Source organism: Palleronia salina (assembly GCF_900141995.1).
Taxonomy (GTDB): domain Bacteria; phylum Pseudomonadota; class Alphaproteobacteria; order Rhodobacterales; family Rhodobacteraceae; genus Palleronia; species Palleronia salina.
In genome coordinates, this window is record NZ_FQZA01000003.1 from 304,171 (window position 1) to 328,976 (window position 24,806).

The 24,806-nt window shown below is 68.2% G+C and carries 27 protein-coding genes and 2 pseudogenes; 20 read left to right on the forward strand and 9 right to left on the reverse strand.

Annotated elements, in window-relative coordinates; translation table 11 throughout:
• Positions 1-12 precede the first annotated feature (12 nt).
• The 7 genes from BUB76_RS06805 to BUB76_RS06835 are packed head-to-tail and all read left to right on the forward strand — an operon-like array spanning position 13 to position 8,783.
• Positions 13-1,191 carry an acyl-CoA dehydrogenase family protein gene (locus BUB76_RS06805; RefSeq protein WP_073127997.1) on the forward strand — a complete coding sequence of 393 codons (1,179 nt, stop codon included), beginning with the start codon at positions 13-15 and terminating at the stop codon, positions 1,189-1,191.
• Positions 1,192-1,247: 56 nt separating this feature from the next.
• Complete coding sequence (locus BUB76_RS06810) at positions 1,248-2,177, forward strand: ornithine cyclodeaminase family protein (RefSeq protein ID WP_073127998.1); 930 nt, start codon at positions 1,248-1,250, stop codon at positions 2,175-2,177.
• A gap of 24 nt (positions 2,178-2,201) precedes the next feature.
• A complete protein-coding gene (locus BUB76_RS06815; protein WP_073127999.1) occupies positions 2,202-3,065 on the forward strand; it encodes an HpcH/HpaI aldolase/citrate lyase family protein in 864 nt (287 codons plus the stop codon).
• Between the two features lie 54 nt (positions 3,066-3,119).
• On the forward strand, positions 3,120-4,358 hold the full coding sequence (locus tag BUB76_RS06820) for an aminopeptidase (RefSeq protein WP_139250800.1): 1,239 nt from the start codon (positions 3,120-3,122) through the stop codon (positions 4,356-4,358).
• A 22-nt stretch (positions 4,359-4,380) separates the two neighbouring features.
• Entirely contained in the window at positions 4,381-5,406 is a 1,026-nt protein-coding gene (locus tag BUB76_RS06825) for a Gfo/Idh/MocA family protein (RefSeq protein ID WP_073128001.1), read from the forward strand.
• 42 nt (positions 5,407-5,448) lie between these two features.
• Positions 5,449-7,155 (forward strand): adenine deaminase, encoded by a 1,707-nt coding sequence (gene ade / locus BUB76_RS06830; RefSeq protein WP_073128002.1) that lies wholly within the window; start codon positions 5,449-5,451, stop codon positions 7,153-7,155.
• A complete protein-coding gene (locus BUB76_RS06835) occupies positions 7,152-8,783 on the forward strand; it encodes a thiamine pyrophosphate-binding protein (protein WP_073128003.1) in 1,632 nt (543 codons plus the stop codon). Before ade ends, BUB76_RS06835 begins: the two co-directional genes overlap by 4 nt.
• Positions 8,784-8,816: 33 nt before the next feature.
• Here the strand turns inward: BUB76_RS06835 and BUB76_RS06840 are convergent, their stop codons facing one another.
• Positions 8,817-9,098 carry a hypothetical protein gene (locus BUB76_RS06840; protein ID WP_073128004.1) on the reverse strand — a complete coding sequence of 94 codons (282 nt, stop codon included), beginning with the start codon at positions 9,096-9,098 and terminating at the stop codon, positions 8,817-8,819.
• A 94-nt stretch (positions 9,099-9,192) separates the two neighbouring features.
• Entirely contained in the window at positions 9,193-9,930 is a 738-nt protein-coding gene (locus tag BUB76_RS06845) for a M48 family metallopeptidase (RefSeq protein WP_073128005.1), read from the reverse strand.
• 75 nt (positions 9,931-10,005) lie between these two features.
• Here BUB76_RS06845 and BUB76_RS06850 point away from each other — a divergent pair, with 75 nt between their 5' ends.
• The 3 genes from BUB76_RS06850 to BUB76_RS06860 are packed head-to-tail and all read left to right on the forward strand — an operon-like array spanning position 10,006 to position 11,755.
• Entirely contained in the window at positions 10,006-10,371 is a 366-nt protein-coding gene (locus BUB76_RS06850; protein ID WP_073128006.1) for a thiol-disulfide oxidoreductase DCC family protein, read from the forward strand.
• A 32-nt stretch (positions 10,372-10,403) separates the two neighbouring features.
• Positions 10,404-10,652: a DUF8831 family protein gene (locus BUB76_RS06855; RefSeq protein WP_073128007.1), complete on the forward strand. Its 249-nt coding sequence runs from the start codon at positions 10,404-10,406 to the stop codon at positions 10,650-10,652.
• Positions 10,649-11,755 (forward strand): histone deacetylase-like amidohydrolase, encoded by a 1,107-nt coding sequence (locus BUB76_RS06860; RefSeq protein WP_073128008.1) that lies wholly within the window; start codon positions 10,649-10,651, stop codon positions 11,753-11,755. Before BUB76_RS06855 ends, BUB76_RS06860 begins: the two co-directional genes overlap by 4 nt.
• A gap of 5 nt (positions 11,756-11,760) precedes the next feature.
• Here the strand turns inward: BUB76_RS06860 and BUB76_RS06865 are convergent.
• Positions 11,761-12,363: pseudogene (locus BUB76_RS06865) on the reverse strand (magnesium chelatase subunit ChlI family protein); the annotation flags it as partial.
• A gap of 65 nt (positions 12,364-12,428) precedes the next feature.
• Between BUB76_RS06865 and BUB76_RS06870 the strand changes: the two are divergent.
• Positions 12,429-12,896, forward strand: coding sequence for a hypothetical protein (locus BUB76_RS06870; protein ID WP_073128009.1), 468 nt, complete (start codon positions 12,429-12,431; stop codon positions 12,894-12,896).
• A gap of 124 nt (positions 12,897-13,020) precedes the next feature.
• On the opposite strand, the gene BUB76_RS17610 is transcribed toward BUB76_RS06870, so the two are convergent.
• On the reverse strand, positions 13,021-13,761 hold the full coding sequence (locus tag BUB76_RS17610; RefSeq protein WP_139250801.1) for a hypothetical protein: 741 nt from the start codon (positions 13,759-13,761) through the stop codon (positions 13,021-13,023).
• A 73-nt stretch (positions 13,762-13,834) separates the two neighbouring features.
• Positions 13,835-14,794 carry an IS1595 family transposase gene (locus tag BUB76_RS06875; protein ID WP_073128093.1) on the reverse strand — a complete coding sequence of 320 codons (960 nt, stop codon included), beginning with the start codon at positions 14,792-14,794 and terminating at the stop codon, positions 13,835-13,837.
• Between the two features lie 98 nt (positions 14,795-14,892).
• On the opposite strand from BUB76_RS06875, the gene BUB76_RS06880 reads away from it, so the two are divergent.
• The 4 genes from BUB76_RS06880 (at position 14,893) to BUB76_RS06900 (ending at position 17,121) form a co-directional block, all read left to right on the forward strand.
• A complete protein-coding gene (locus BUB76_RS06880; RefSeq protein WP_073128010.1) occupies positions 14,893-15,132 on the forward strand; it encodes a DUF6471 domain-containing protein in 240 nt (79 codons plus the stop codon).
• 145 nt (positions 15,133-15,277) lie between these two features.
• Entirely contained in the window at positions 15,278-15,481 is a 204-nt protein-coding gene (locus BUB76_RS06885; protein ID WP_073128011.1) for a hypothetical protein, read from the forward strand.
• Between the two features lie 22 nt (positions 15,482-15,503).
• Positions 15,504-15,842 carry a GNAT family N-acetyltransferase gene (locus BUB76_RS06890; RefSeq protein WP_073128012.1) on the forward strand — a complete coding sequence of 113 codons (339 nt, stop codon included), beginning with the start codon at positions 15,504-15,506 and terminating at the stop codon, positions 15,840-15,842.
• Positions 15,843-15,895: 53 nt separating this feature from the next.
• Positions 15,896-17,121 (forward strand): IS3 family transposase gene (locus BUB76_RS06900; protein WP_139250802.1). Its coding sequence is split into 2 segments (ribosomal slippage): positions 15,896-16,238 and positions 16,238-17,121, totalling 1,227 coding nucleotides; the frame shifts between segments, so codons are not numbered across the junction.
• Between the two features lie 218 nt (positions 17,122-17,339).
• Here the strand turns inward: BUB76_RS06900 and BUB76_RS06905 are convergent.
• From BUB76_RS06905 to cobU, 4 genes and pseudogenes are all read right to left on the reverse strand, one after another.
• Positions 17,340-18,275: pseudogene (locus BUB76_RS06905) on the reverse strand (YifB family Mg chelatase-like AAA ATPase); the annotation flags it as partial.
• A gap of 73 nt (positions 18,276-18,348) precedes the next feature.
• Positions 18,349-19,032, reverse strand: coding sequence for a glutathione S-transferase (locus tag BUB76_RS06910; protein ID WP_073128016.1), 684 nt, complete (start codon positions 19,030-19,032; stop codon positions 18,349-18,351).
• A 59-nt stretch (positions 19,033-19,091) separates the two neighbouring features.
• A complete protein-coding gene (locus BUB76_RS06915; protein WP_073128017.1) occupies positions 19,092-19,658 on the reverse strand; it encodes a histidine phosphatase family protein in 567 nt (188 codons plus the stop codon).
• Positions 19,655-20,179 (reverse strand): bifunctional adenosylcobinamide kinase/adenosylcobinamide-phosphate guanylyltransferase, encoded by a 525-nt coding sequence (cobU, locus tag BUB76_RS06920; RefSeq protein ID WP_175550274.1) that lies wholly within the window; start codon positions 20,177-20,179, stop codon positions 19,655-19,657. Before cobU ends, BUB76_RS06915 begins: the two co-directional genes overlap by 4 nt.
• Before the next feature lie 118 nt (positions 20,180-20,297).
• Here cobU and BUB76_RS06925 point away from each other — a divergent pair, with 118 nt between their 5' ends.
• From BUB76_RS06925 to BUB76_RS06945, 5 genes are read left to right on the forward strand one after another with little or no spacing between them, the layout of a single operon-like run.
• Positions 20,298-21,176, forward strand: coding sequence for an RNA polymerase factor sigma-32 (locus tag BUB76_RS06925; RefSeq protein ID WP_073128019.1), 879 nt, complete (start codon positions 20,298-20,300; stop codon positions 21,174-21,176).
• The gene (locus BUB76_RS06930; protein WP_073128020.1) at positions 21,173-21,985 is read left to right on the forward strand and encodes a ChaN family lipoprotein; all 813 of its coding nucleotides are present in this window, start codon (positions 21,173-21,175) and stop codon (positions 21,983-21,985) included. Before BUB76_RS06925 ends, BUB76_RS06930 begins: the two co-directional genes overlap by 4 nt.
• Positions 21,986-22,028: 43 nt before the next feature.
• Positions 22,029-23,252: a bifunctional phosphopantothenoylcysteine decarboxylase/phosphopantothenate--cysteine ligase CoaBC gene (gene coaBC, locus BUB76_RS06935; RefSeq protein ID WP_073128021.1), complete on the forward strand. Its 1,224-nt coding sequence runs from the start codon at positions 22,029-22,031 to the stop codon at positions 23,250-23,252.
• Complete coding sequence (gene dut, locus BUB76_RS06940; protein ID WP_073128022.1) at positions 23,249-23,722, forward strand: dUTP diphosphatase; 474 nt, start codon at positions 23,249-23,251, stop codon at positions 23,720-23,722. Before coaBC ends, dut begins: the two co-directional genes overlap by 4 nt.
• Positions 23,722-24,753, forward strand: a complete 1,032-nt coding sequence (locus tag BUB76_RS06945; RefSeq protein WP_073128023.1) for a HesA/MoeB/ThiF family protein — start codon at positions 23,722-23,724, stop codon at positions 24,751-24,753. The genes dut and BUB76_RS06945 overlap by 1 nt, the downstream gene beginning before the upstream one ends.
• The last annotated feature ends 53 nt before the right edge of the window (positions 24,754-24,806 follow it).

Sequence of the window (24,806 nt, forward strand, 5' to 3'; positions counted from 1 at the left end):
GGAGGGCCGCGCATGGCCAAGGACCACGGCACGTTCGAGACGGCGAATAACAGCCCCGTCTTCTTCGACGACACCCACCGCATGCTGCGCGACCAGGTGCGCCGTTTCGTCGAGACCGAGATCAAGCCGCACGGCGACGCGTGGGAAGAGGCCGGGATGGTCCCACGCGACGTGCTGCGCCGGATGGGGCAGCTCGGATTCTTCGGCATCCGCTATCCCGAAAGCCTGGGCGGCGCGGGGCTGGACGAACGCGCCACCGTTGTCTGGGCCGAGGAGCTTGGCCGCTCGACCTTCTCGGGTGCGGCGATCACGGCGCTGGTCCATACCGACATGGCGTCGGTCCACATCTTCAACGCGGGCAGTGAGGCGCAGCGGCAGGATTGGATTCCCCGCTGCATCTCGGGCGACGCGATCAGCGCCGTCGCGGTGACCGAGCCCGGCGCCGGGTCGGACGTGAAGGGCATCCGCACCACCGCGCGCCGCGACGGTGACGACTGGGTCCTGGACGGCACCAAGCTGTTCATCACCAACGGGGTCCATGCGGACGTGTACTGCGTCGCGGCGCGCACCGATCCCGACGCGCGGCCCAGCCAGTCGGTCAGCATGTTCCTGGTGGAAAAGGGCACGCCTGGCTTCACCGTGTCCCGCGCGCTGGACAAGCACGGCTGGCTGAGCTCGGACACCGCCGAGCTGAGCTTCTCGGGCGCGCGGGTGCCGGCGGATGCGATGCTCGGCGCGCGCGGGCGTGGCTTCTACGAGATCATGAAGAACTTCCAGAACGAACGGCTGGTCCTGGGCGCCATGGCCATGGGCGAGGCGCAGGCGGCGCTGGAGCTGACGGTGGCGCAGGTCAAGCAGCGCACGGCCTTCGGCGCGCCGCTGTGGGACAAGCAGGCGATCCGGCAGCGGCTGGCGATGCTGGCCGCGCGGGTCGAGGCGTGCCGCCAGATGGTCTACGCGACCGCCGCGCGGATGGCGGGCGGCGAAGAACAGACCCGCGAGGTGTCGATGATCAAGGCGCTGGCGGGCGAGCTGGTGAACGAGGTCATGTATGACTGCGTGCAGTTCCACGGCGGCATGAGGTTCATGCGCGGCACGGCGATCGAGCGCATGGCCCGCGACGCCCGCGTGCAATCCATCGGCGGCGGCGCGACCGAGGTCATGCTGGAAGAGGTCGCCAAGCGGATGTGACCCGCCGCATCGTGCCCGACGATCCGTGATCATCCCGCCACCTGAAAGGAACAGCCATGGCCCCGCCCTTCATTCCCTACGACGCCGCTGCGCGCCTGACCTGGCCGGACGCGGTCGAGGCGATCCGCGCGGGCCACGAACGGCCGCGCGCCGACCTGGGGGACATCTTCCTGGGCCCCTCGGACGGCACGCTTCTGACCCGCGCGGCCTTCATCCCCGGGCTTGGCTACGGCGTGAAGGCGGTCAGCGTCATGCCGGGCAACCCGGGCCGTGGACTGCCCTCGGTCCAGGGGGCGATGACGGTCTTCGATCCCGACAGCGGGGCGGTCACCGCGCTGATCGACAGCAAGCTGGTGACCGAGTTCAAGACCGCCGCCGACTCGGTCCTCGGCGCCCGCCTCCTGGCGCGCCCGGACAGCCGGCACCTGCTGATCGTCGGGGCCGGTACGGTCGCGCGAAGCCTGGTCCACGCGTATGCCGCCGCCTTCCCGGGGCTCGAGCGCATCACGCTCTGGGCGCGCCGGGCTGAGCAGGCGCGAGACCTCGCCGACGACATGAAAGACGCCCCCATCCCGCCCGGGGTGGCCGAAGATCTTTCCGCCGCACTGGCCGAGGCCGACATCGTCTCGACCGCGACCATGGCGACGGAACCGGTTCTGCAGGGCGAGCACGTGCGCCCCGGCACCCACGTGGACCTGATCGGCGCCTTCCGCGCCGACATTCGCGAGGGCGACGACGCGTTGATGCGCAAGGGACGCCTGTTCGTCGACAGCCGCGACACCACGATCGGCCATATCGGCGAGCTGACGATCCCCATCGCCGCGGGCGTGATCGGTGCCACGGACGTGCTGGGCGACTTCTACGACCTCGTGCAGCCCGGGGCGGCGGCGCGTGGGGGCGACGATGAGATCACCGTGTTCAAGAATGGCGGCGGGGCGCATATGGACCTGATGATCGCCGACTACATCGCCCGCGCCATCGGCTGAGCCGCGCGGGAAGGAGCCAGAGCCATGACCGACACCTGCCCCCGATCCTGGCTGTTCGCGCCCGGCGACAGCGCGCGCAAGATGGAGAAGGCCCTGGGCTCGGGCGCCGACGCAGTGATCTTCGATCTCGAGGACTCGGTCGCGCCGGACGCAAAGGATGCCGCCCGCGCGACGACGGCAGAGGCGCTGGCCGCACCCGCGACCGGGGCCGCCCGCTGGGTGCGGGTGAACGCGCTCGACACCGGGCGGACGGACGCCGACGTGGCCGCCACCGTGGGGGGCGGGCCGGACGGCTATGTCCTGCCGAAATGCGAGGGGGCCGAGGATATCGCGGCGCTGGCCGCGATGATCGACGGCCATGGCGGCGCGACGGATCTGCCGATCCTCGTCATCGCGACCGAGACGGCGCGCGCCGTGCGCAACCTCGCCCATGCCGACTGGTCGCATCCAAGCCTCTACGCTATGGCGTGGGGGGCCGAGGACCTGGCGGCCGACCTGGGCGCGCTGGCCAACCGGGGCGAGGACGGGGCCTTCCTGCGCCCGTTCCTGCACGCGCGCGACACGATGCTGTTCGCGGCCCGTGCCGCCGGGGTCGCGGCCATCGACACCGTCTTCACCGATTTCCGCGACAGCGCCGGGTTGCGGGCCGAGGCGGCGGCGGCGATGACGCTGGGCTTCGCGGGCAAGCTGGCCATCCACCCGGCGCAGGTCGCGGCGATCCACGAGGCCTATACCCCGACCGCGGCGCAGGTCGACTGGGCCGAGCGGGTGGTCGCCGCGCTTGAGGGAAAGGCGGGGGTGGCGCAGCTGGACGGGCGCATGATCGACCAGCCGCACCTGCGCGCGGCGCGGCGGATCCTGGCGCTGCGCGACGCGGCGTGGGCTTGACGCCACCGCGCCCCGGCGCGACCTATGCGCCGAACCCAGATGAAGGAGCCCCCAATGTCCAAACCGGCAATCGACGATGTCCAGCTTGACCGGCTGGCCGACGTGGCGGTCCGCGTCGGGCTGAACCTGCAGGAGGGCCAGGACCTGATCTTGACCGCGCCCGCCGAGGCGCTGCCGCTGGTGCGGCGGGTGACGGCCGCGGCCTACCGCGCCGGGGCCGGGCTGGTCACGCCGCTGCTGTCGGACCCCGAGGTGACGCTGGCGCGCTACCGCGAGGCGGGCGATCACAGCTTCGACCGCGCGCCGGACTGGCTTTACGGCGGGATGGCCGAGGCGTTCGGCAACGGCGCGGCGCGCATGGCCATCGTCGGCGACGACCCGATGCTGACCGCCGACGAGGACCCTGAGCGCGTGTCGCGCGCCGGCAAGGCGAACTCGATCGCCTACAAGCCCGCGCTGAGCCACATCTCGAACTTCAAGATCAACTGGTCGATCCTGGCCTGGCCGGGCCGCGCCTGGGCCATGCGGATGTTCCCCGATCTCGACCCCGACGCGGCGCAGACGAAGCTGGCCGAGGCCATCTTCGCCGCCTCGCGCGTGTCGGACGAGAACGCCGTCGCCAACTGGCAGGCGCACAACGCCCGGCTGGCCGAGCGGACGGCGTGGCTGAACGACCAGCGCTTCGACGCCCTGCACTACAGCGGCCCGGGGCTGGACCTGACCGTGGGACTGGCCGACGGGCACGAATGGATGGGCGGCGCGTCGCGCGCGCAGAACGGCGTGGTCTGCAACCCGAACATCCCCACCGAAGAGGTCTTCACCACGCCCCACGCCGCCAGGACCGAGGGCCGGGTGCGCGCCACCAAGCCGCTGTCGCACCAGGGCACGCTGATCGACGGGATCGAGGCCACCTTCCGCGAGGGCCGCATCGTCGAGGTCAGCGCGACCAAGGGGCAGGCGGTGCTGGAGAAGCTGCTGGATACCGACGAGGGCGCCCGGCGGCTGGGCGAAGTGGCGCTGGTGCCCCACGGCTCGCCCATCTCGCAATCGGGCCTGCTGTTCTACAACACGCTGTTCGACGAGAACGCGGCCTGCCACATCGCGCAGGGGCAGTGCTATTCCAAGTGCTTCCTCGACGGCGACTCCATGAGCGAGGAGGACGTGGCCAAGGCGGGCGGCAACAGCTCGATGATCCACGTGGACTGGATGATCGGCGGACCCGAAACGGATATCGACGGCGTGCGTGCCGACGGCAGCAAGGTGCCGGTCTTCCGCAAGGGCGAATGGGCGTGAGAACAATCGGCGGGCGGGACCGGTGACGCGGATCGCCGTCGCCGGCGCCGGGCTGATAGGCACGCGCCACCTGGACGCCCTGCGTCTGGCGGGAATCCCCGTTCATTCGGTGATCGATCCGGACCCGTCCGCCGCCGACATCGCCGCGCGCCATGGCGTGCCGCATCACGCCGATCTTGCCGCGGCGCTTGCGACCCGGCCGGACGGCGTGATCCTGTCCACCCCGAACACTCACCACCGCGACGGCGCGCTGGCCTGCATCGCCGTCGGCGTGCCGGTGCTGGTGGAAAAGCCGCTGGCCGCGACCGTCGAGGACGCGCGCGCCATCGTCGCCGCCGGGCAGGCGGCGGGCGTCCCGGTCCTGACCGGCCACTATCGGCGGCACCAGGGCGTCGTCGCCGCGGCCAGGGAACGGATCGAGGCCGGCGCGCTGGGCACGCCCGTGGCCGCCCACGCGATGTTCTGGATCGCCAAGCCCGACGGCTATTTCGACACGGCCTGGCGGCGGGCCCCGGGGGCGGGGCCGCTGCTGGTGAACCTCATCCACGATCTCGATTTGTTGCGCTTCCTGCTGGGCGAGGTCGAAAGCGTGCGGGCCATCGCGTCGAACCGGGTGCGCGGCTTCGAGAACGAGGATCACGCCGCCGCGCTGATCGCATTCGACAGCGGCGTGATCTGCACGGCCCAGGTCTCCGACGCCATCGTCGCGCCCTGGAGCTGGGAGATGACCAGCCACGACAACCCCGCCTATCCGCCGACCGACCAGAACGCGCTCTGGATCGGGGGCACCCACGGATCGCTCGCCCTGCCGCGCGGCGATCTGTGGGACGACGGTGGCCGCCGCGACTGGATGACCCCGATCCGGCGCGAGACGCTGACGCGCGCCACGCCCGACCCGCTGGTGGCACAGGCGCGCAATTTCGCGGACGTGATCGCGGGCCGCGCGACACCGGTCTGCTCGGGCGCCGAGGGGCTGGCGACGCTGGCCGCGCTCGACGCGCTGATCCGCGCGACCCGGTCCGGCGGGGTCGAGCGTCCGACGCCCTGAGATGGGCTGGACAAGCCCGCGCCAAGGGGGCCATCTGGGGCCATGACCGATCCCCTTCCGCACCTCGAAACGCGCATCGCCCAGGCCCGCGGCGACGCGCCCGCCGACATCGTCCTGCGCGGGGGGCGGGTGCTGGACCTTGTGACCGGTGACCTGCTGGACGGCGACGTGGCCATCGCGGGCGACCGGATCGTGGGCACCTGCGACAGCTACGACGCCGCGCAGGTGATCGACGTGACGGGCCTGACGCTGGTGCCGGGCTTCATCGACACCCACCTGCACGTGGAAAGCAGCCTGGTCACGCCGCTGGAATTCGACCGCTGCGTGACACCGCGCGGCGTGACCACCGCCATCTGCGACCCCCACGAGATCGCCAATGTGTTGGGGGCCGGGGGCATCCGCTGGTTCCAGCGGGCCGCGCGGCTGACGCTGATGGATTTGCGGGTGCAACTGTCGTCCTGCGTGCCCTCGACCGACATGGAAACGGCGGGCGCCGAGCTGTCGGCTGAGGACATCGCCGAATTGATGGGCGACCCCAGCGGTATCGGCCTGGCCGAGGTGATGAACTATCCCGGGGTCATCCATCGCGATCCCGGGATGATGGCCAAGCTGCGACTGTTCGCGGACGGTCACATGGACGGGCACTGCCCGCTTCTGTCGGGGCGCGACCTGAACGCCTATGCCGCCGCCGGCATCCGGACCGAGCACGAGGCGACCAGCGCCGCCGAGGCGCGCGAGAAGTTGCAGAAGGGCCTGCGCGTGCTGATCCGCGAAGGCTCGGTCAGCAAGGATCTGGAGGCCTTGCAGCCGCTGCTGACCGACATCACCGCGCCCTACATGTGCCTGTGCACCGACGACCGGAACCCGCTGGATATCGGCGAGGAAGGACACCTGGACCACATGATCCGGCGGCTGATCGCGCTGGGCACTTCGCCGCTGGCCGCGTACCGCGCCGCGTCGCTGTCGGGGGCCGAGGCGTTCGGACTGAAGGACCGGGGCCAGATCGCCCCCGGCAAGCGCGCCGATATCGTGGCGGTCGGATCGCTCGAAGCGTGCGACGCGCGGCTGGTGGTCGCGGGCGGCCGGGTGGTGGACGACCGCGCCTTCGACGGGCGCGAAGACCTGCCCGGGATCGGCCGCGGTTCGGTCAAGGCGCCGAGGCTGGTGGCGGAAAGCTTCCGCTCGACCGCCAACCGCGAGGAAACGCCCGTCATCGGTATCCGCGAGGGGCAGATCCTGACCGATTACCTGACCGAGGCGGTGGCCGTCCGCGATGGCGACAAGCGGCCCGACCCGGCGCGCGACCTCGCGCGTATCGCGGTGATCGAGCGGCACGGCCGGAACGGCAACATCGCGACCGGCTTCGTGCGCGGCTTCGGGATGACGCGCGGGGCCATCGCGTCGACCGTGTGCCACGACCACCACAACATCGCCTGCGTGGGGGTCGATTACGACGCCATGGCGCTGGCCGCGAACCGGCTGGCCGAGATCGAGGGCGGCTTCGTCGTGGCCGATGGCGGCGCGATCCTCGCCGAGCTGGCGCTGCCCATTGCCGGGCTCATGTCTGACCAACCGTTCGAGCATGTGCGGGACCGGCTGATCGACCTGCGGGCCGCCGCGACATCGCTGGGCGTCACCCTGAACGAACCCTTCCTGCAACTGGCCTTCCTCGCCCTGCCGGTGATCCCGTCGCTGAAGATCACCGACCGCGGGCTGGTGGACGTGCTGAAATTCGAGATCATTCCATGAAACACGGCGGACAGCTGCTGGTCGATTGCCTGCACGCCCAGGGCGTGAGCCGCGTCTTCTGCGTGCCGGGCGAGTCGTTTCTCGCCGCGCTCGACGGGCTCTACGATGCCGAGATCGACACGGTGACGGCCCGGCAGGAAGGCGGCGCCGCGATGATGGCCGAGGCGCATGGCAAGCTGACCGGCACGCCGGGCGTGGCCTTCGTCACGCGCGGCCCGGGCGCGACCAATGCCTCGGCGGGTGTTCACGTGGCGATGCAGGACAGCACCCCCATGATCCTGTTCGTGGGGCAGGTCGCCCGCGACCAGCGCGACCGCGAGGCGTTCCAGGAGGTCGACTACCGCGCCATGTTCGGTCCGCTGGCCAAGTGGGTGGCCGAGATCGACCAGACCGATCGCATCCCGGAATACGTGTCGCGCGCCTTTCACGTGGCGCAGGCGGGCCGCCCCGGACCCGTGGTGCTGGCCCTGCCCGAGGACATGCTGTCGGCCGAAACCGATGCCGAAGCGGCCCCGGCCGCGACCTTGCCGCAGGGCGGCGCGCCCGAGGACCAGATCACGCGGGTGGTTGACGCCGTGGCGGCGGCCGAAAACCCGTTCCTGATCGTCGGCGGGGGCGGCTGGACCGGCGACGCCGCGCGCGCGCTGGGCGATTTCGCGGCGCACGCGCAGATCCCCGTGGGCGCGTCCTTCCGCTGCCAGGACTACCTGGACAACCGCCACCCGAACTACGCGGGCGACGTGGGCCTGGGCATCAATCCCAAGCTCGAGGCGCGCGTGAAGGAGGCCGACCTGCTGGTCGCGCTGGGCACCCGTCTGGGCGAGATCACGTCGGGCGGCTATACCCGCGTCGTGTCGCCCGTGCCCGCGCAGCGGCTGGTCCACATCTACAACGACCCGTCCGAGATCGGGCGCGTCTTCCGCCCCGAGATCGCGGTGACCGGCAACGTCGCGGCGATCACCCGGCAATTGGCCGAGGCCGCCCGCGCGCCCGACACGGATCGCGGCGACCAGGTGAAGGCCGCCCGCGCCGCCTACGAGGCGTGGCAGGAGCCGGTCGAGACCCCGGGCGATCTGAAGATGGAGCGGGTAATCGCCCATCTGAACGACACGCTGCCCGACGACGCGATCCTGACCAACGGGGCGGGCAATTACGCCGGATGGCTGCACCGGTACTATCGCTTCCGTGGCTGGCGCACGCAGCTGGCGCCGACCTCGGGTTCCATGGGATACGGCCTGCCCGCCGCGATCGCGGCCAAGCTGCACGCGCCCGATCGCGACGTGATCTGCCTTGCGGGCGACGGGTGCTTCCAGATGGTCAGCCAGGAATTCGGGACGGCATGCCAATACGGCGCGAATGTGGTCGTGCTGGTGGTCAACAACGGCCATTACGGCACGATCCGGATGCACCAGCACCGCCACTACCCCGGCCGCCCCTCGGGCACCGCCATGGTCAATCCGGATTTCGCGGCGCTGGCCCGCGCCTACGGCGCCTTCGGCGCCACCGTGCAAACCGATGCCGAGTTCGCCGAGGCCTTCGCCGCCGCCCGCGCGGCCGGGACGCCGGCGCTGCTGGATCTCAAGGTCTCGCCCAAGGCGCTTTCGACAACCTTGGAACTCCCCGAGTGAGGCCGCGCGGCCAGACCTTTCCTCGGTGTGGGATCAGCGGCGCGGCACGGTGTAGAGCACGAAGCCACCGACCCGGTTGACCTCGATCGCGCCGGTCTCGGTCACGAAGACGCCCAGGTTCTCGGCGCCCGCGGGGCAGGCGACCAGGTCGGCCGCGTCGTCCAGGAACTGGTTGGTGTAGTCGCTTTCGCCCACGCGGCGGCACTGGTCCGCGGCATCGCGGTAACCGCCCATCAGCGGCAGCTCGACCGGCGTGGCAGGCTGCGGCACGCAGGCGGCGAGCAGGGGCAGGGCGAGGGGGGCAAGGCGAGACATTTTCGGCTCCATCATGCTGGCGGGGGTCTCTCCCCTGCTAGCATCTCGTCGCGCCCGAGGTCAGCCGGAAATCACGCCGGGGATCGCCTGTGGATCATTGACCGGCCGCAACCCGCCGGACCAGCGCGATGCGATCCGCGTTCGGGGGGTGGGTGCCCAGGAACCGGTTGCCGGGGTCGGGCACGCGGTTGAAATAGGCCACGCCGCGCACCGGGTCGTAGCCTGCCCGCTGCGAGATCAAGGTGCCAAGCGCGTCTGCCTCGAGCTCGAAATCCTTCGAGAACCGGCGCGACCCGTAGAAGGCCCCCAGGTTCTGTGCCCGCTGGATCGTCACCGCGTCGCCGCCGCCCAGCGTGGCGAGCGCCCCGGCCAGCACCGCGCCTGTCGCAGCCGAGGCCTGGCCGCGGGCGATGTGGCCCTCGATATGGTGTGCGGCCTCGTGCCCCAGAACGAAGGCCATCTCGTCCGCGTTTGCGGCGGTCTGGATCAGCGGCAGGGTGAAACCGACAACGGGCTGACCCCCGGGACCCAGGGTCTGGAACGCGTTGGGCGGCAGGCCCGGCCGGTCATCCACGACCACGGCATAGTCGCAGCGCACGCCCCGCGTCCGCGTGCGGCATTCCTGCTGGGCGATGGGCATGACGCGGTTCACCACCGCCTGGAAGGTCCGTGCGCGGCTGGCGTCGATCCCCGAGGGCGGAGCCTGCGGCGCCGGCGCCTGGACCGGGGCGCCCGGCTCGGGGCCGGGCTGCATGATGACGACTTCGCCGCACCCGGCGAGGGCAAGCAGGGCGGCGACAAGAACTTGGCGGGCGTGGCGAACGATAGACATGGAGCGGAGAATAATCCTGCCGGCTGCGGCGACCAGTCACGTTTTCGCAGAGCGCTGGCCACTATCTTCCAGCACATGAGCGAAACGCCCCTAGTCATCTACAACGGCGCCTGCCCGATCTGCGCGCCCGAGGTCCGGTCGTACCAGCGGCAGGCCCGCGCGGCCGGGGCCGACCTGCGGTTCGAGGACCTCAACCACATGGACCTGCGCCGGTTCGACCTGACCGAGGACCAGGCAGCCAAGCGACTGCACGTGGTGCGGGACGGCGAGCTGATCTCGGGCGTGGACGCGTTCCTGGTGATCTGGCGCGAGCTGCCGAAGACCCACTGGCTCGCCCGGCTGATCGACCGGCCGGTGATCCGGCCCGTCGCGGGATGGGTCTATAACCGGGTCCTCGCCCCGATCCTCTTCGCCATGCACAAACGTCGACAAACCCGCTAGCGCCCGGCGGCACGCTGTCCTAGCGTGGGGTCATGTTTACCATCGAGCACGATTTCGACGCCACCGTCATAACCCTGGTCGACGAGGCCGCGGCCCACCGGCAGGAGGACGTGGTCGTGAACGCCTTCGACGATTGCGTGACCCTGGAACAGGTCGATCCGCGCACCGACATGGTCCGCACGGTGACCCTGTCGCTGGCACAGGTCCGCGACCTCGCCGCCGCGCTGGACCTGCCGGAGGGCGCTTATCGGCTGAACCTCAAGGCGACGTCCGGGGCATGACCACGGGGTTCTACTGGGACGAGCGGTGCTTCTGGCACGGCGGCGGCAACTACGCCTTCCTGTCACCCGTGGGCGGGCTGGTGCAGCCGCTTGCGGCGGGCGGGCTGCCCGAGGGGCCCGAGTCCAAGAGGCGGCTGAAGGCGCTGCTGGATGTCACCGGCCTGGCGGCCGAGCTGCGCTGCCAATCGGCCCCGCCGGCCACCTGGGAAGACCTGGCGCGGGTGCATCCCGAAGCGTTCCTGCAGAAGTTCAAGGGGCTGTCGGATGCCAGCGGGGGTGAGCTGGGCCTGCGCACACCTTTCGGCCCCGGCGGGTTCGAGATCGCGTCGCTGTCGGCCGGGCTGGCCAAGGCGGCGCTGACCGACGTGCTGAAGGGCGACATCCGCAACGCCTATTCCCTGTCGCGTCCGCCGGGGCACCACTGCCTGCCCGACTGGCCCAACGGTTTCTGCCTGCTGGCCAATATCGCCATCGCCATCGAATCCGTGCAGGCCGCAGGGCTGGCCAGGCGCATCGCCGTCATCGACTGGGACGTGCATCACGGCAACGGGACCGAGGCGATTTTCTACGACCGCGACGACGTGCTGACGGTGTCGCTGCACCAGGATCGCAACTACCCGCTGGACACCGGCGACGCGGCGGATCGCGGGCGTGGCGCGGGCGAGGGCTTCAACCGCAACATCCCGCTGCCGCCGGGCGGTGGCCGCCACGCCTACCTGTCGGCCTGGGATCGGCTGGTGGACCAGCAGGTCGCCGACTTCGCGCCGGATGCCATCGTGATCGCCTGCGGGTTCGACGCGTCCGGTGTCGACCCGCTGGGCCGGATGATGCTGTCGGCGGCCGATTTCGGGGACCTGACCCGTCGGGCCATGGCGCTGGCCGACCGGGTCTGCGACGGACGGCTCGTCCTGGTGCACGAGGGCGGCTATTCCGAGGTGCACGTGCCCTTCTGCGGCCATGCCGCCATCGGCGCGCTGGCGGGCAGCGGGATCGAGGCCGCGGATCCCATGCACCCGCGCATCACCGGGCAGCAGCCGGGCGCGGCGTTCGACGCCTTCACCGACAGCTGGATCGACGGGTTGGCCCACACGCTGGACGGCTAGCGCGCTCAGCCCACGCCGGTCAGGCGGAAGGACAGCGCCTCGGCCAGGTGCGGCGCTGCGATGGCGTCGGCGCCGTCCAGGTCGGCAATGGTGCGCGCTACCCGCAGCACACGGTGATAGCCCCGCGCGCTGAGGCCCAGCCGGTCCGCCGCCGCCGTCATCATTCTGCGCCCCTCGGCGTCCAGTGCGCAGCACGCATCCAGCACGGCACCCGTGGCGTCGGCGTTCTGGCGTACGCCGTCATGGCCGGCGAAGCGGTCGTCCTGCACCTTGCGCGCCGCCGCGACACGCGCCGCCACCGTGGCGCTGCTTTCGCCACCGGGCGCGGCGTCGAGATCGGCGAAGGCCACCGGCGGCACCTCGACCCGCAGGTCGAACCGGTCCATCAGCGGCCCCGAGATCCGGCCCAGGTAATCCGCACCGCACTCGGGCACCCGGGCGCAGGCGCGCGCCGGGTCGGGCAGGTATCCGCATTTGCAGGGGTTCGCGGCGGCCACCAGCAGGAACTTGCAGGGATAGCGGATATGGGCGTTGGCGCGCGCGATCACCACGTCGCCGGTCTCGATCGGCTGGCGCAGCGTCTCCAGCACGGGCCGCGCGAATTCCGGTATTATGGAGCAAACTCACCAAATAAGGTGATGCACATCACCGTATGTGGTGATAAACCTCATGCATGAGCAATGAATCAACATACCAACGCCCAAACACTGTAGCGGGCCTTGTTGCTAAGCATAAAGAACTGTCTGACCTGCGCGAGCGCTACAAGGCCCAGATCAAGAAGCTGACGGTAGACATAGACCACCTGGACGCGGCCATTCGCGTGTTCGATCCCAATGCGGACACCTACGCGATAAAAGAGTATGTCACGAAGCATCGCGCCCAGAAAGGCGCCGTGAAGCGCTTTGTACTGTCCTACATTCGCGAGGCCACCGGGCCCGTCACGTCGCGCCAGATCACTGAAGCATGGGCCGCAGATCGCGGCCTAGCGGCTGACGAAGCCACCTACACCACACTGCGTAAACGCATTGGGGCCTGCATAAAGGGGTGTGTGCAGCAGGGGCTTATCGAAGACCAGGGCTGGACGAAGGACCATGGTGAGAACGGGCCGTACAAGCTGTGGTCGCTACGGAATCTTGACTAGTAAGCAAAATTCCAATAGAAAAACCGGGACGGCTCCGCAGGCCGCCCCGGTCGTTTGCTGATTAGATCAGTCCGCGCCCCGCGGCGCTAGATATTCTGACGGTTTGCCACATGGGATGCTCCTTTCATTTCCCGGCTCGGGATTTGTTGGGGTCCTGAGCGCCGAAGAGGTCTGACCCCTCTTCGGCGTTCGCTTCTGAGGCACCTGCGGATGCCTCATTCTCGTAGCCAAGTGGAACATATGTTTTACCATTCTTGGCGATCTCGTTGTCTCGAACCATCCTAGCCAAAAGATTGTAGACCGAATTCTTATTCTTCATCGAACCAGGATTACGGCGCTTGATTTCAGCGAAGATCACATCGGCATCTACACCGGGATGACTGGCAACAAAATCTATCACGACTGTCTTGTTGCCTGTTTGGGAAGCCCTCTCTGACCGCACGTCTTCGCGCCGACCGGCCTGAACATCATCTTGAAAGCGTCGGAACAGGAAGGGCGTGAACATATGCCCGTTGTGCTCCACCAGCTCACCCTTCGCCACCGCCTTTGAAATTGTCCCGTAGAAGGCTGCGTCGGTTTCCGCCAACCGCTGAGACAAGTGAGTCTCGCTCAGCCGGTTCCGGATCTGACTGCGGGTCGCACCGCCGGAAAATTCAGACACAATTTCTAGAATTGTTTCCCGCCATCCCTTGTTATGCCGCAAGACGCGCCCAATGCTTGGATCAACCTCGACGGGCTCAACCTCGTTGATCGGAGATAGCGTCATACCGTACTTGGCTGCGAGCGCACTGGCTTCCTCAAGCTCAGCGATACGGCGCTCGGCCTCTTCTCGAATTTTTTGTTTGGCTCGCTCTAGCGCGTCCATCGCTACCAACCTCGACTGTCCTGCGGATCGATATAGAAGAGTCGCGATGAGTGCAAGAGCGTCGTGATGAAAATTAGGCCCGCCGCTGCCAATATCCGCACCACCGCGCCGATACTGGCGCAGCAGCAGATGCTGCCACGAGCATGGTAAACTGAGTGCCGTTAGCGGTGCGGCGCGCGTCCTCACGCCAAGCCATCTCTGCCGCGTAGGCGTCGAGGTAGCGACCGGCGATGTGGTGGTGGGTGCCGATCTCGGCGCGGCGCATCCGGCTAAAGAAGCTCTCGGCTTGGTTGGTGCAAGCACCGTCAAGGCTGTAGGCTTCTTTGTGGTTGATGCGCTTTATCGGAAAGTAGGCAGCTAGCCGGTCCCAATGGGAGGCTTCGTCAGCGTGAACGGTGGTGCCGGGCTGGACAGTCTGCGCCACAACCTTGACGCCTTCCATTTCGGCCTTCGCCACACGAGTGACGGTGCGCCCGCCACGTTCGCGCACGGCGATCACGACCTGACGCTTGCCGTTCTGATTGACCATCTTGCGACGATCCTTGCGGTCTTTCTTCTCGTTGGCAGGCTTCACGTAGCCACCGAAGTACGCGCCATCGACCTCCACGTCGCCAGACAGCGCGCCTTGCTCACGGGCCATCTCTATGGCCTCGCGAACCTTGTGCAGCAGCACAAAAGCCGTTTTGTAGTCCACGCCCAGGTCGCGGGACATGTGCAGCGCGCTGTAGCCCTTCGCACCGTTCACGAAGATTGCGATGGCGGCGAGAATGTCGCGCACCGCCAGCTTGCGGCTGGCGAAAATCGTGCCGGACGTGATGGAGAACTGCTTGGAGCAAGCCTTGCATTTGTAGACCGGGCGGGTGGCGAGATCGTAGCTCTCGGTTGATCCGCAGGCCGGACAGATCGGCGCGCCGTCCGTCTCGGGCCAACGCATCTTGGCGAACGCGGCCTTAGCGGCCTTGTCGCTCATGCGCATGACCTTTACGAGCGAGAGCGTTTTGGCGGCGGGCGAGAGAAGAAAGTGCTGCGACATCATCATATCCGGTGTGTTATTCACTGTATATAGGGCTATGAATCACCGTATGCAAGGGCTATATCATCGAATACGATGTTTTTGCAGCGGAGGTCGCGATGCCCAAGGATGTGTCAGTCGTCAACGACTACGAGACGAAAGCGAAAAACATACTAAAGGCTGAGTTGAAGCGGCGAGGGATCACCTACGGCCAGCTAGCCGACCGGCTGACTGCTCTTGGCACTCCCGAGACAGAGCGGAACCTGGCCAACAAGATAAGCCGAGGCAGTTTTACGGCGGCGTTCTTTATGTTGTGTATGGATGCGGTGGGTGCACATAGCGTTAGTCTCGACGCCTAACTGAGGTCACACTTGACGTACATCGTGAAGACAGGAGCGTTGCAAAACGCTTCATCGTCCTACATATCTGTGTATGTGCTGAACACACACAATCTAAACCAACCCTAACGACACTACCGGAAAATCCCACAGACAGGAGAACACGATGGCCATAAAGTCGCATGCTTTTGGCCGCGTGACGCTCACGAATGACGACGCAGAGAAGTTTTCTCGCCAAGTCAAATACGGGCGGCCGACCAAGACGGCAAAAGAGAGCGTTGCTCGCGGCCTAGAACTCACCAAGAAGTTCAAGGAAGGCGGAAAGGTCAGCTTCAAATCTTACCCCAGAGAAGAGAAGATCGCTGGCTGAGGAAGTCGAATTCGAACTAAAAATGCTTGAACCCGGCGATAGCTTCGCCGGGTTTTCTTTGGGTGATCAGCAGTATCAGCCCCTCAAAACCTTCCTCACAAGAGACTCCAAGGGCTACTCTGAGCAGCTTCTTGCGAAGACCTACGTGTTTGTGAGGGACGCAAAGGTTCGGGCCTACGTCACCTTGGTTTGCGGCGAAATCCAGGCTGAGAAGCCAGATATGGCCGATCTAGAGGGCGCTCAGTACCGCTATCAGCACTACCCCGCGATGAAGATCGCTCGTTTGGCCGTGCATAAAGAGTTCCGGAAGTTCGGGTTGGGGCGAGAGCTGGTTGACTTGTCGCTAGGGCTATCAGCGTGAACTGGCCCCCATTTCGACCGGACACTTGGGCATAACCATGGAGGCTTAGGCATATGCCTGAGCACGTGCTTATGTCTGAGATAGAGATCATCACCGATGGCGGCCGTCGGCGCCGCTGGTCCGCGAGTGAAAAGATGCGGATCGTCGAGGAGACGCTGGAGGAAGGCACCAGCATCTCTGTCGTGGCCCGCCGCAATGGCGTTGCGCCGAACCTTCTGTATCGTTGGCGACGCCTGATGCTGGATGGAGGAGCCGTGGCCGTGTCCGAGGATGACGACGTGACCAGCAATCGCGCTGTCCGGCAGATGGAGGAGCGCATCCGGGAGCTTGAGCGGCAGCTTGGCCGCAAGACGCTGGAGGTCGAGATCCTCAAGGAGGCGCTGGACAAGACCCGCTCAAAAAAACGGACGTGGCTCGCGCAGTCGCAGCCGAAGGACGGTTCCCGGTGACGGTCGTGGCCGAGACCCTGGGCGTCTCCCGTTCGAACCTGCACGCCCGGCTGAACGGGAGCGCGAAGCCGCGGCGGCGCTACCATAAGGCGCAAGACGCGGCGGTCCTGCCGTTGATCACGACGCTGGTGGCGGCGCGCCCCACATACGGCTATCGCCGGATCACCGCGCTCCTGAACCGGCAGCTCCGGGCGCAAGGGACCGGGCCCGTGAACCACAAGCGTGTCTACCGCATCATGAAGGCGCACAACCTCCTCCTGGCTCGGAAATACACCGAACGACCAGAGCTGACCCACGAAGGCAAGGTGGTCACGATGCGCTCGAACATTCGCTGGTGCTCGGACGGCTTCGAGTTCATCTGCTGGAACGGTGATGTCGTGCGTGGCGCCTTCATCATCGACGCGCACGATCGGGAGATCATCTCCTGGCGGGCTGTCGTGAACGCCGGCATCAGCGGATCGGACGTCCGCGACATGATGCTGGAGGCGGTCGAGCGGCGGTTCGGGGTTTACCGGACCCCGCATCCTGTCGAGATGCTGAGCGACAACGGCTCCTGTTACATCGCCCGGGACACGCGCATCTTCGCACACCAGCTCGGCCTGAGGCCCTGCTACACGCCGGTGAAGAGCCCGCAGAGCAATGGCATCGCCGAGGCGTTCGTGAAGACGCTGAAGCGCGACTACGTCCACGTAACGCCGTTGCCGGACGCCGCCACAGTCCTCGGATTGATCGCTGGGTGGATCGAGGACTACAACAACAACCACCCGCACTCAGGGCTGAAGATGCGCTCGCCTCGCGAGTTCATCGCAGCTCAAACTGCAACCGCCTGAGTGTCCGTTGAAACGGGGGCAAGACCACAGCGGAAGTAGCAAAAATCGCAGGATGCCGCTTTGTTGTCGTCGATGCAAAGCGCCCATCCATAGCATTTTATGAAAGATGTGGTTTTCGTATGCTTGACACAGACGAGAACCGAGAGCGCCAAGAGCCCATCATGTTTATCGACTTGAAGGGGTATGATTTATAGCGATAAACATCATCACATATGGTGAGTTTGCTCCATAATACCGGCGAATTCGGGGAACTCGTCCATGAACAGAACCCCGTTATGGGCGAGGCTGATCTGCCCGGGCTTCGCACCCTTCCCGCCGCCCACGATAGCGGGCATGGACGCGGTGTGGTGCGGCTCCATGAAGGGGCGGGTGCGGCTGATGCCGCCATCGCTGATAAGGCCCGCCAGCGAATGGATCATCGACGTCTCCAGCGCCTCGGCCGGGGTCAGCGGCGGCAGGATTCCCGACAGCCGCTGGGCCAGCATCGACTTGCCCGATCCGGGCGTGCCGACCATCATCAGGTGGTGTCGCCCGGCGGCCGCGATTTCCAGCGCGCGCTTGGCCCGTTCCTGGCCCTTCATGTCGGACAGGTCGCGCAGGGCGGGGCCGTCGGTGACCTCGCCCGGCTCGGCCGGGTTCAGCGGGGATTGGCCGGTCAGGTGCTGGATCGCGGCGGCCAGCGTCGGTGGCGCGATGACCGTCGTGGCGCCGACCCACGCCGCCTCGGCGCCGCAGGGGGCGGGGCAAAGCAGCGTGCGGTCGCATTCGGCCGCGGCCATGGCGGCGGGCAGCGCGCCGACCACGGCGGTCAGGCGGCCATCCAGCGACAGCTCGCCCAGGGCGACCGTCTCGGCCACGGTATCGCGCGGCACCACGTCCAGTGCCGCGAGGATGGCGAGCGCGATGGGCAGATCGAAATGGCTGCCTTCCTTGGGCAGGTCGGCGGGGGCCAGGTTGATGACGATCCGGTTGGGCGGCAGCGCGATGGACATGGTCTCCAACGCGGCGCGCACCCGGTCGCGCGCCTCGGACACCGCCTTGTCGGGCAGGCCCACGACCGAAAAGGCCGGCAGACCGGGCGCCACGGCGCACTGCACCTCGACCAGGCGGGCCTCGATCCCTTCGAACGCCACCGTGAAGGCGCTGGCGACCATCGCACCCCTTTCCCGTTAACCGAGGTTAACCATGGCGGGGGGCGGTTGATGAAAGGTTAACGTCCAAGGGCGCTCAGGCCGCGGGCCAGTCGATCCGCGGCCAGGTTTGGCGATAGACGCTGTCTTCGAGCGCGGCGCCCCGCTCGAGCCCCAGTTGCCGCCAGCGCCGGAAGGCCGGCTCGGCCAGGTGGGCGTCGACATAGGCGCGTGCCGTTCCCCCGACCGGCAGGCTGTAGCCGGCGATCCGCGCCGCGACCGGCGCGAAGAACGCGTCCGCGATGGAATAGTCGCCCGCCAGCCAGGGGCCGCCCGACCGCGCGAGCGCGTCCGACCAGATCACGTCGAGCCGCGCGAGGTCTGCGGCCACTTTCTCGGGCACCTCGACCTCGGCATAGGCCGTGCGCAGGCACATCGGGCAGTGCGACCGCAGCGCGGCGAAGCCCGCGTGCATCTCGGCCGCGAGGCTGCGCGCCAGCGCGCGCCGCTTCGGATCCGCGGGCCACAGGGGCTGGTCGGGCAACCGTGCCGCCAGTTCCTCGGCGATGGCCAGCGACTCGGCCACCTCGGCCCCGTCATCGCAGAGCAGGAACGGCACCGTGCGGGCCGGGGGGTGGCCGATCTGCTGCGCAAGCGGCGGCGTGCCGTAGATCTCGAGCCAGCGGATGTCGATCGGCAGGTCGAAGCGGAACGCCAGAAGGCCCACGCGCATGGACCAGGAGGAAAAGCCGGGATCGGCCAGGAAAAGCGTGTGTGTCATGGGGCGAGCTTAGGGCCGGGCGATCGCGCCGCGCAAATTCCCAATGGTGCGCGGGGACGTCACGGGTGGTGATTGATCGCCTGGACCTCGGCCGGATCGGCATAGCGGAACCGCGACAGGGACAGGTTCTCGATCCGCTGGGCGAAGGCGTCCGTGGTCCGCAGCCGGGCGACACGCTGGTACTGCGTCAGGATCGCGCCGAAATGGGCCACCACGATCACGTCGCCGCCCCGCGCCAGCAGCCGGTCGGCGGCGGCATCCACCCGCGCCTGAAGGTCGTGCCAGCTTTCGCCGCCGGGCGGGCGGTTGTCGCCGGGCTGGTCCCAGAAGGCGCGGATGCGGTCGGGATCCTCGGCGGACACGTCGTCATGCGTCCGCATCTCCCAATCGCCGAAATGGATCTCGCGCAGGTCCGGGTCGTCGGGCAGGCGCGGGCGGTTGCCCTGGATCGCGTCGGCGGTGGCGCGCGCGCGGTCCAGCGTGGAAGAGATCACGGGCGCGTCCGGCAGCGTTTCGGCCAGCCGTTTCAGCCTGTTGGCGTCCGAAAGGTCAGCGGGCAGGTCGGTCCAGCCCACCATGCCCTTGGCGTGGGTGGGACCGTGCCGGATCCACCACAGCACGCTCACGGAACCGCTCCCTTCAGCACCAGCGGCAGCCCCGCGGCCACGAGGACGGCCAGGTCGGCCTCGGCCGCGACACGCTGGTTCAGACGGCCCTGGGCGTTGCGGAACCGGCGGCCCAGCGGGGTGTCGGGGACGATGCCCTGCCCGGTCTCGTTCGACACGACGATCAGCGGTCCCGGATGTGCGGACAGCGCGGCCATCAGCGCGTCGCAATCCGCCGCCTCGTCCCGCTCGGCCAGGAGGACGTTCGACAGCCACAGGGTCAGGCAATCCACGAGGACCAGCGCGCCCGGCGGGGTTTCGGACAGCGCGGAGGGCAGGTCCAGCGGGGCCTCGATCGTCTGCCACCCGTCGCCGGCGCGCGCGGCACGGTGACGGGCGATCTTTTGCGTCATCTCGTCGTCGAAGGCCTGTGCGGTGGCCATGTAGATGCGCAGAATGTCGCACCCTTTTGCCAATGTTTCCGCATAGTTGGACTTACCCGAGGCCGCCCCGCCTAGAATGAAAGTGAGTCTTGGCAACAAAAAAACGGAACTTTCTTCGTGACGCGGCGTCTGGAGATCATAGGGCTATGTGAAAAGATAACCAATGCACCGTTCGCACATGCCCAGCCAAGGACGAAGACCACTGGGAGATTGATGAATGGCATTCGATGGCTTTTCCGACCAGACACTTTCGCGCCGCGCGATGCAAGCCGAGCTGCTGGACGCCGAGACCGAGCTGAAGCTCGCCTACGCGTGGCGGGACGAGCGGGATGAAGCCGCCCTGCACCGCCTGATTACCGCCTACATGCGCCTCGCCATTTCGATGGCCGCCAAGTTCCGCCGCTACGGCGCGCCGATGAACGACCTCATTCAGGAGGCCGGTCTCGGCCTCATGAAAGCTGCTGACAAGTTCGATCCCGACCGGGGCGTGCGCTTCTCGACCTACGCCGTCTGGTGGATCAAGGCGTCGATCCAGGACTATGTGATGCGCAACTGGTCCATGGTGCGGACGGGGTCGACCAGCAGCCAGAAGTCGCTCTTCTTCAACCTGCGTCGCGTGCAGGCCCGGCTTGAGCGCGAGGCCGCGGCCCGGGGCGAACCGCTGGATCGCCACCAGATGCGCCACATGATCTCGGTCGAGGTCGGTGTCCCGCTGCACGACGTCGAGATGATGGAAGGCCGCCTGGCCGGGTCCGACTTCTCGCTGAACGCGACCCAGTCGACCGAGGACGAGGGCCGCCAGTGGATCGACGCGCTGGAAGACGACAGCGCCCAGGCCGACGAGACCGTCAGCCACCGCAAGGACATCGACACCCTGCGCGAATGGCTGGTGGACGCCATGGGCCAGCTGAACGAGCGCGAGCAGTTCATTGTCCGCGAACGCAAGCTGCGCGACCAGGCCCGCACGCTGGAAAGCCTCGGGACCGAGCTGGGCCTGTCGAAGGAACGGGTTCGCCAACTCGAAGCGGCGGCGTTCCAGAAGATGCGCAAGTCGCTCGAGACCCAGTCCGCCGAAGTGCGTCACTTCCTCGCGTGAACGCTACACGTTCGATTTGGGCCGCCCTGTTCCTCGGGGCGGCCTTTTCCGTTGCGGCGGCGCAGGCGCAGGACGCGCCGGATGTGCCGCTGGAGGCGGATATCGTGGTCATGGGCGAGCTGCACGATATCGCGCTGCACCATGACAACCAGGCCGCGTGGGTGGCCCGCATGGCACCGGCGGCGGTCGTGTTCGAGATGCTCCCGCCCGAGCTTGCCGACATCGCCGAAAACATGCGCGGGGCGGACGCCGGGACGCTGGGCGATGCGTTGGCGTGGGAAGAACGGGGCTGGCCCGATTTTCCGAGCTACCACCCGATCTTTACCGCGGTCGGCGAGGCGCGCATCTACGGGGCCGAAGTCCCGCGCGATGACCTTTCGCGCGCAGTGTCCCAGGGGGCGGCGGCGGTCTTCGGCGACGGGGCGGAGCGGTTCCTGCTGGATCTGGATCTGCCGCTGGAAGAGCAGACGCTGCGCGAGGATCTGCAGGACCGCGCCCATTGCGGGCTGATGCCGCCCGAGATGCTTCCCGGCATGGTCGAGGTGCAGCGTCTGCGCGACGCTGTGCTGGCGCGCACGGCGCTGACCGCGCTGGACGAGACCGGCGGTCCGGTCGCGGTCATCACCGGCAACGGCCACGCGCGGACCGACTGGGGGGTGCCCGCGTACCTGCGGGCGGCCGATCCGGACGTCACGGTGCACGCCATCGGGCAGGTCCTGCCGGATGACGAGGCCATGCCCTTCGACACGCGCCTGTCCTTCGCGGTGGACCTGTCCCATCGCGGCGATCCCTGCGATGCGCTGCGCTGAGCGGCTGGACGCCATCGCCCCCCCGGCCTAGGGTCACGCCGACATGCTGGACGGCAAGCACATTCTCCTGATCGTGGGTGGCGGAATCGCCGCCTACAAGACGCTCGACCTGATCCGCCGCCTGCGCGACCGGGGCGCCGAGGTCACGCCGGTGCTGACCCGGGCGGGCGCGGAATTCGTCACGCCCCTGTCGATCAGCGCGCTGGCCGGGCGCAAGGTCTATTCCGACCTGTGGGACCTCACCGACGAGGCCGAGATGGGGCATATCCAGCTGAGCCGCGTGGCCGACCTGGTGGTCGTCGCGCCCGCCACCGCCGACCTGATGGCGAAGATGGCGCAGGGGCACGCGGACGACCTCGCATCGACCCTGCTGCTGGCCACCGACACGCCGGTCCTGGTCGCGCCGGCCATGAACGTGCGGATGTGGGAGCATCCGGCCACCCGGCGCAACCTGGCCACGTTGACCTCGGACGGTATCGCCCGCGTCGGCCCGAACGCCGGCGGCATGGCCTGCGGCGAATACGGCCCCGGGCGCATGGCCGAGGTCCCCGAGATCATCGCGGCGATCGAGACGCGCCTGGGCGGCGGGCCGCTGTCGGGGCGGCACGTGATCGTCACCTCGGGCCCGACGCACGAGCCCATCGACCCGGTCCGCTACATCGCCAACCGGTCCTCGGGCGCGCAGGGCAGCGCCATCGCCGCCGCGCTGCGGGATCTGGGCGCGCGGGTCAGCTTCGTCACCGGGCCCGCGACAGCCGCGCCGCCACAGGGTGTCGACGTGATCGCCGTGGAAACGGCGCAGCAGATGCTCGACGCGGTCGAGACCGCGCTGCCCGCGGACGCGGCCGTCTTCGCCGCCGCCGTGGCCGACTGGCGCGTCACCGGCGCCGCCGCGCAGAAGATGAAGAAGGGCCCCGCCGGTCTGCCCCAACTGGCGCTGGCCGAGAACCCAGACATCCTGGCCGCCGTGTCCGCCAAGGGCGCGGATCGACCGTCGCTCGTGGTGGGCTTCGCGGCCGAGACGGAGAACGTGATCGAACACGCCACCGCCAAGCGCCTGCGCAAGGGCTGCGACTGGATCGTCGCCAACGACGTGTCCGAGGGCACGGGGATCATGGGCGGGACCGAGAACGCGGTGACCCTGATCTCGGCGGACGGCGCCGAGGCCTGGCCGCGCGACAGCAAGGCAGCCGTGGCGCGGAAGCTGGCGCAGCGCATCGCGGACCACCTCTCTGCCGGCCAGGCGCAAGGGTCGGCGGCGGAATGACCAACAGGATCGACGTCAGGATACGGCGGCTCGACACCGCAGACCCCGCCATCGCGCTGCCCGATTACGCCAGCGCCGGTGCGGCGGGTGCCGACCTGCGCGCCAACTTCCCGGCCGCGGCGCGCGACGAGGGGCTGAGCCTTGGCCCCATGGAGCGCGCGCTCGTGCCCACCGGGCTGGCCGTCGCGCTGCCCGACGGGTTCGAAATGCAGATCCGCCCCCGCTCGGGCCTCGCCCTGCGGCACGGCCTGACGCTGCTGAACACGCCCGGCACCGTCGATGCCGATTACCGGGGCGAGGTCGGCGTGCTGATGGTCAACCTCGGGGCCACGCCGGTCACGATCACCCACGGCATGCGGATCGCGCAGGCGGTGGTGGCGCCGGTGGTGCAGGCCGCCTTCACCGGGACCGAAAGCCTCGACGACACCGATCGCGGCACGGGCGGCTTCGGATCCACAGGGGTCGACTGATGCTCATCGTCCTGATCATCGCGGGCGCGCTGTGGTGGTGGACCGGGCGCAAGGGATGGCCGACGCAGCCGCGCCTTCTGCTGCTGGGCCTGCTTTACGTCACCGTGCTGGCGCTGACGCTGATTCCCGGGCCGCTTCGTCAACTGCTGGGCGGCTCCACCGGCGAATGGCTGGTGGTGGGCGGCATCGGCGCGCTGGTCGCGGCCTACGGGTTGGGTCTACGTCGTCTGCGCAAGCGTGTACGGCCCGAGAACCGCCCGAAAGAGCAGCCCACCGGCACCTTCGCCCCGGGCGAGCTGGATCGCTACGCCCGCCACGTGGTGCTGCGCGAGATCGGCGGCACGGGACAGAAGCGGCTGAAACAGGCGCGGGTGCTGGTGGTCGGCGCGGGTGGTCTTGGCAGCCCGGCGATGCTGTACCTTGCGGCCGCGGGCGTGGGCACCATCGGGGTCATCGACGACGACCACGTCGAGGCCACCAACCTGCAACGCCAGGTGATCCACGCCGACGCGCGGATCGGGATGCCCAAGGTGTTCTCGGCCGAGGCCGCGATGAAGGCGGTTAATCCGTTTGTCGAGGTGAAGCCGTATCACCGGCGCCTGGATGCGGACATCGCCGGTGATCTTGTCGCCGACTACGATATCGTGCTGGAAGGCTGCGATGATTTCCGGACGCGGCAGGCCGTCAACGCGGCCTGCGTCGCGGCGGGCGTGCCGTTGGTCTCGGGCGCCCTGTCCCCGTGGGAGGGGCAGGTGTCGGTGTTCGAAGGGCGCGGCGCTGTGCCCTGTTATGCGTGCATTTTTCCCAAGGCGCCGGCGCCGGGACAGTCGGCCACCTGCGCCGAGGCGGGCGTGCTGGGTCCACTGCCGGGGATCATCGGGTCGATGATGGCGTCCGAAGCGGTGAAGGTGTTGACCGGCGCGGGCGAGCCCCTGCGCGGGCGCATGGCGATCCACGACGCGCTTTATGCCGAGAACCGGACGATCACCCTGTCGCGACGGGCCGACTGCGCCGTTTGCGGCAAGACGTGATCGGCGCGCGGCGGGGTTGCAGCCCACCGCCATGCGCGGTCTGATCGCCCAAT

Excerpts from the sequence above, each read along its gene's own strand:
- BUB76_RS17610 (WP_139250801.1), bottom strand. The coding sequence starts at position 13,761 with ATGGACGCGCTAGAGCGAGCCAAACAAAAAATTCGAGAAGAGGCCGAG.
- BUB76_RS06925 (WP_073128019.1), top strand. The coding sequence starts at position 20,298 with ATGGCATTCGATGGCTTTTCCGACCAGACACTTTCGCGCCGCGCGATG.
- BUB76_RS06850 (WP_073128006.1), top strand. The coding sequence starts at position 10,006 with ATGAGCGAAACGCCCCTAGTCATCTACAACGGCGCCTGCCCGATCTGC.
- BUB76_RS06815 (WP_073127999.1), top strand. The coding sequence starts at position 2,202 with ATGACCGACACCTGCCCCCGATCCTGGCTGTTCGCGCCCGGCGACAGC.
- coaBC (WP_073128021.1), top strand. The coding sequence starts at position 22,029 with ATGCTGGACGGCAAGCACATTCTCCTGATCGTGGGTGGCGGAATCGCC.
- BUB76_RS06860 (WP_073128008.1), top strand. The coding sequence starts at position 10,649 with ATGACCACGGGGTTCTACTGGGACGAGCGGTGCTTCTGGCACGGCGGC.
- BUB76_RS06855 (WP_073128007.1), top strand. The coding sequence starts at position 10,404 with ATGTTTACCATCGAGCACGATTTCGACGCCACCGTCATAACCCTGGTC.
- BUB76_RS06810 (WP_073127998.1), top strand. The coding sequence starts at position 1,248 with ATGGCCCCGCCCTTCATTCCCTACGACGCCGCTGCGCGCCTGACCTGG.
- BUB76_RS06880 (WP_073128010.1), top strand. The coding sequence starts at position 14,893 with ATGCCCAAGGATGTGTCAGTCGTCAACGACTACGAGACGAAAGCGAAA.
- BUB76_RS06910 (WP_073128016.1), bottom strand. The coding sequence starts at position 19,032 with ATGACACACACGCTTTTCCTGGCCGATCCCGGCTTTTCCTCCTGGTCC.
- BUB76_RS06890 (WP_073128012.1), top strand. The coding sequence starts at position 15,504 with ATGCTTGAACCCGGCGATAGCTTCGCCGGGTTTTCTTTGGGTGATCAG.
- BUB76_RS06805 (WP_073127997.1), top strand. The coding sequence starts at position 13 with ATGGCCAAGGACCACGGCACGTTCGAGACGGCGAATAACAGCCCCGTC.
- BUB76_RS06845 (WP_073128005.1), bottom strand. The coding sequence starts at position 9,930 with ATGTCTATCGTTCGCCACGCCCGCCAAGTTCTTGTCGCCGCCCTGCTT.
- BUB76_RS06885 (WP_073128011.1), top strand. The coding sequence starts at position 15,278 with ATGGCCATAAAGTCGCATGCTTTTGGCCGCGTGACGCTCACGAATGAC.
- BUB76_RS06820 (WP_139250800.1), top strand. The coding sequence starts at position 3,120 with ATGTCCAAACCGGCAATCGACGATGTCCAGCTTGACCGGCTGGCCGAC.
- BUB76_RS06875 (WP_073128093.1), bottom strand. The coding sequence starts at position 14,794 with ATGTCGCAGCACTTTCTTCTCTCGCCCGCCGCCAAAACGCTCTCGCTC.
- BUB76_RS06870 (WP_073128009.1), top strand. The coding sequence starts at position 12,429 with ATGAGCAATGAATCAACATACCAACGCCCAAACACTGTAGCGGGCCTT.
- BUB76_RS06840 (WP_073128004.1), bottom strand. The coding sequence starts at position 9,098 with ATGTCTCGCCTTGCCCCCCTCGCCCTGCCCCTGCTCGCCGCCTGCGTG.
- ade (WP_073128002.1), top strand. The coding sequence starts at position 5,449 with ATGACCGATCCCCTTCCGCACCTCGAAACGCGCATCGCCCAGGCCCGC.
- dut (WP_073128022.1), top strand. The coding sequence starts at position 23,249 with ATGACCAACAGGATCGACGTCAGGATACGGCGGCTCGACACCGCAGAC.
- BUB76_RS06835 (WP_073128003.1), top strand. The coding sequence starts at position 7,152 with ATGAAACACGGCGGACAGCTGCTGGTCGATTGCCTGCACGCCCAGGGC.
- BUB76_RS06945 (WP_073128023.1), top strand. The coding sequence starts at position 23,722 with ATGCTCATCGTCCTGATCATCGCGGGCGCGCTGTGGTGGTGGACCGGG.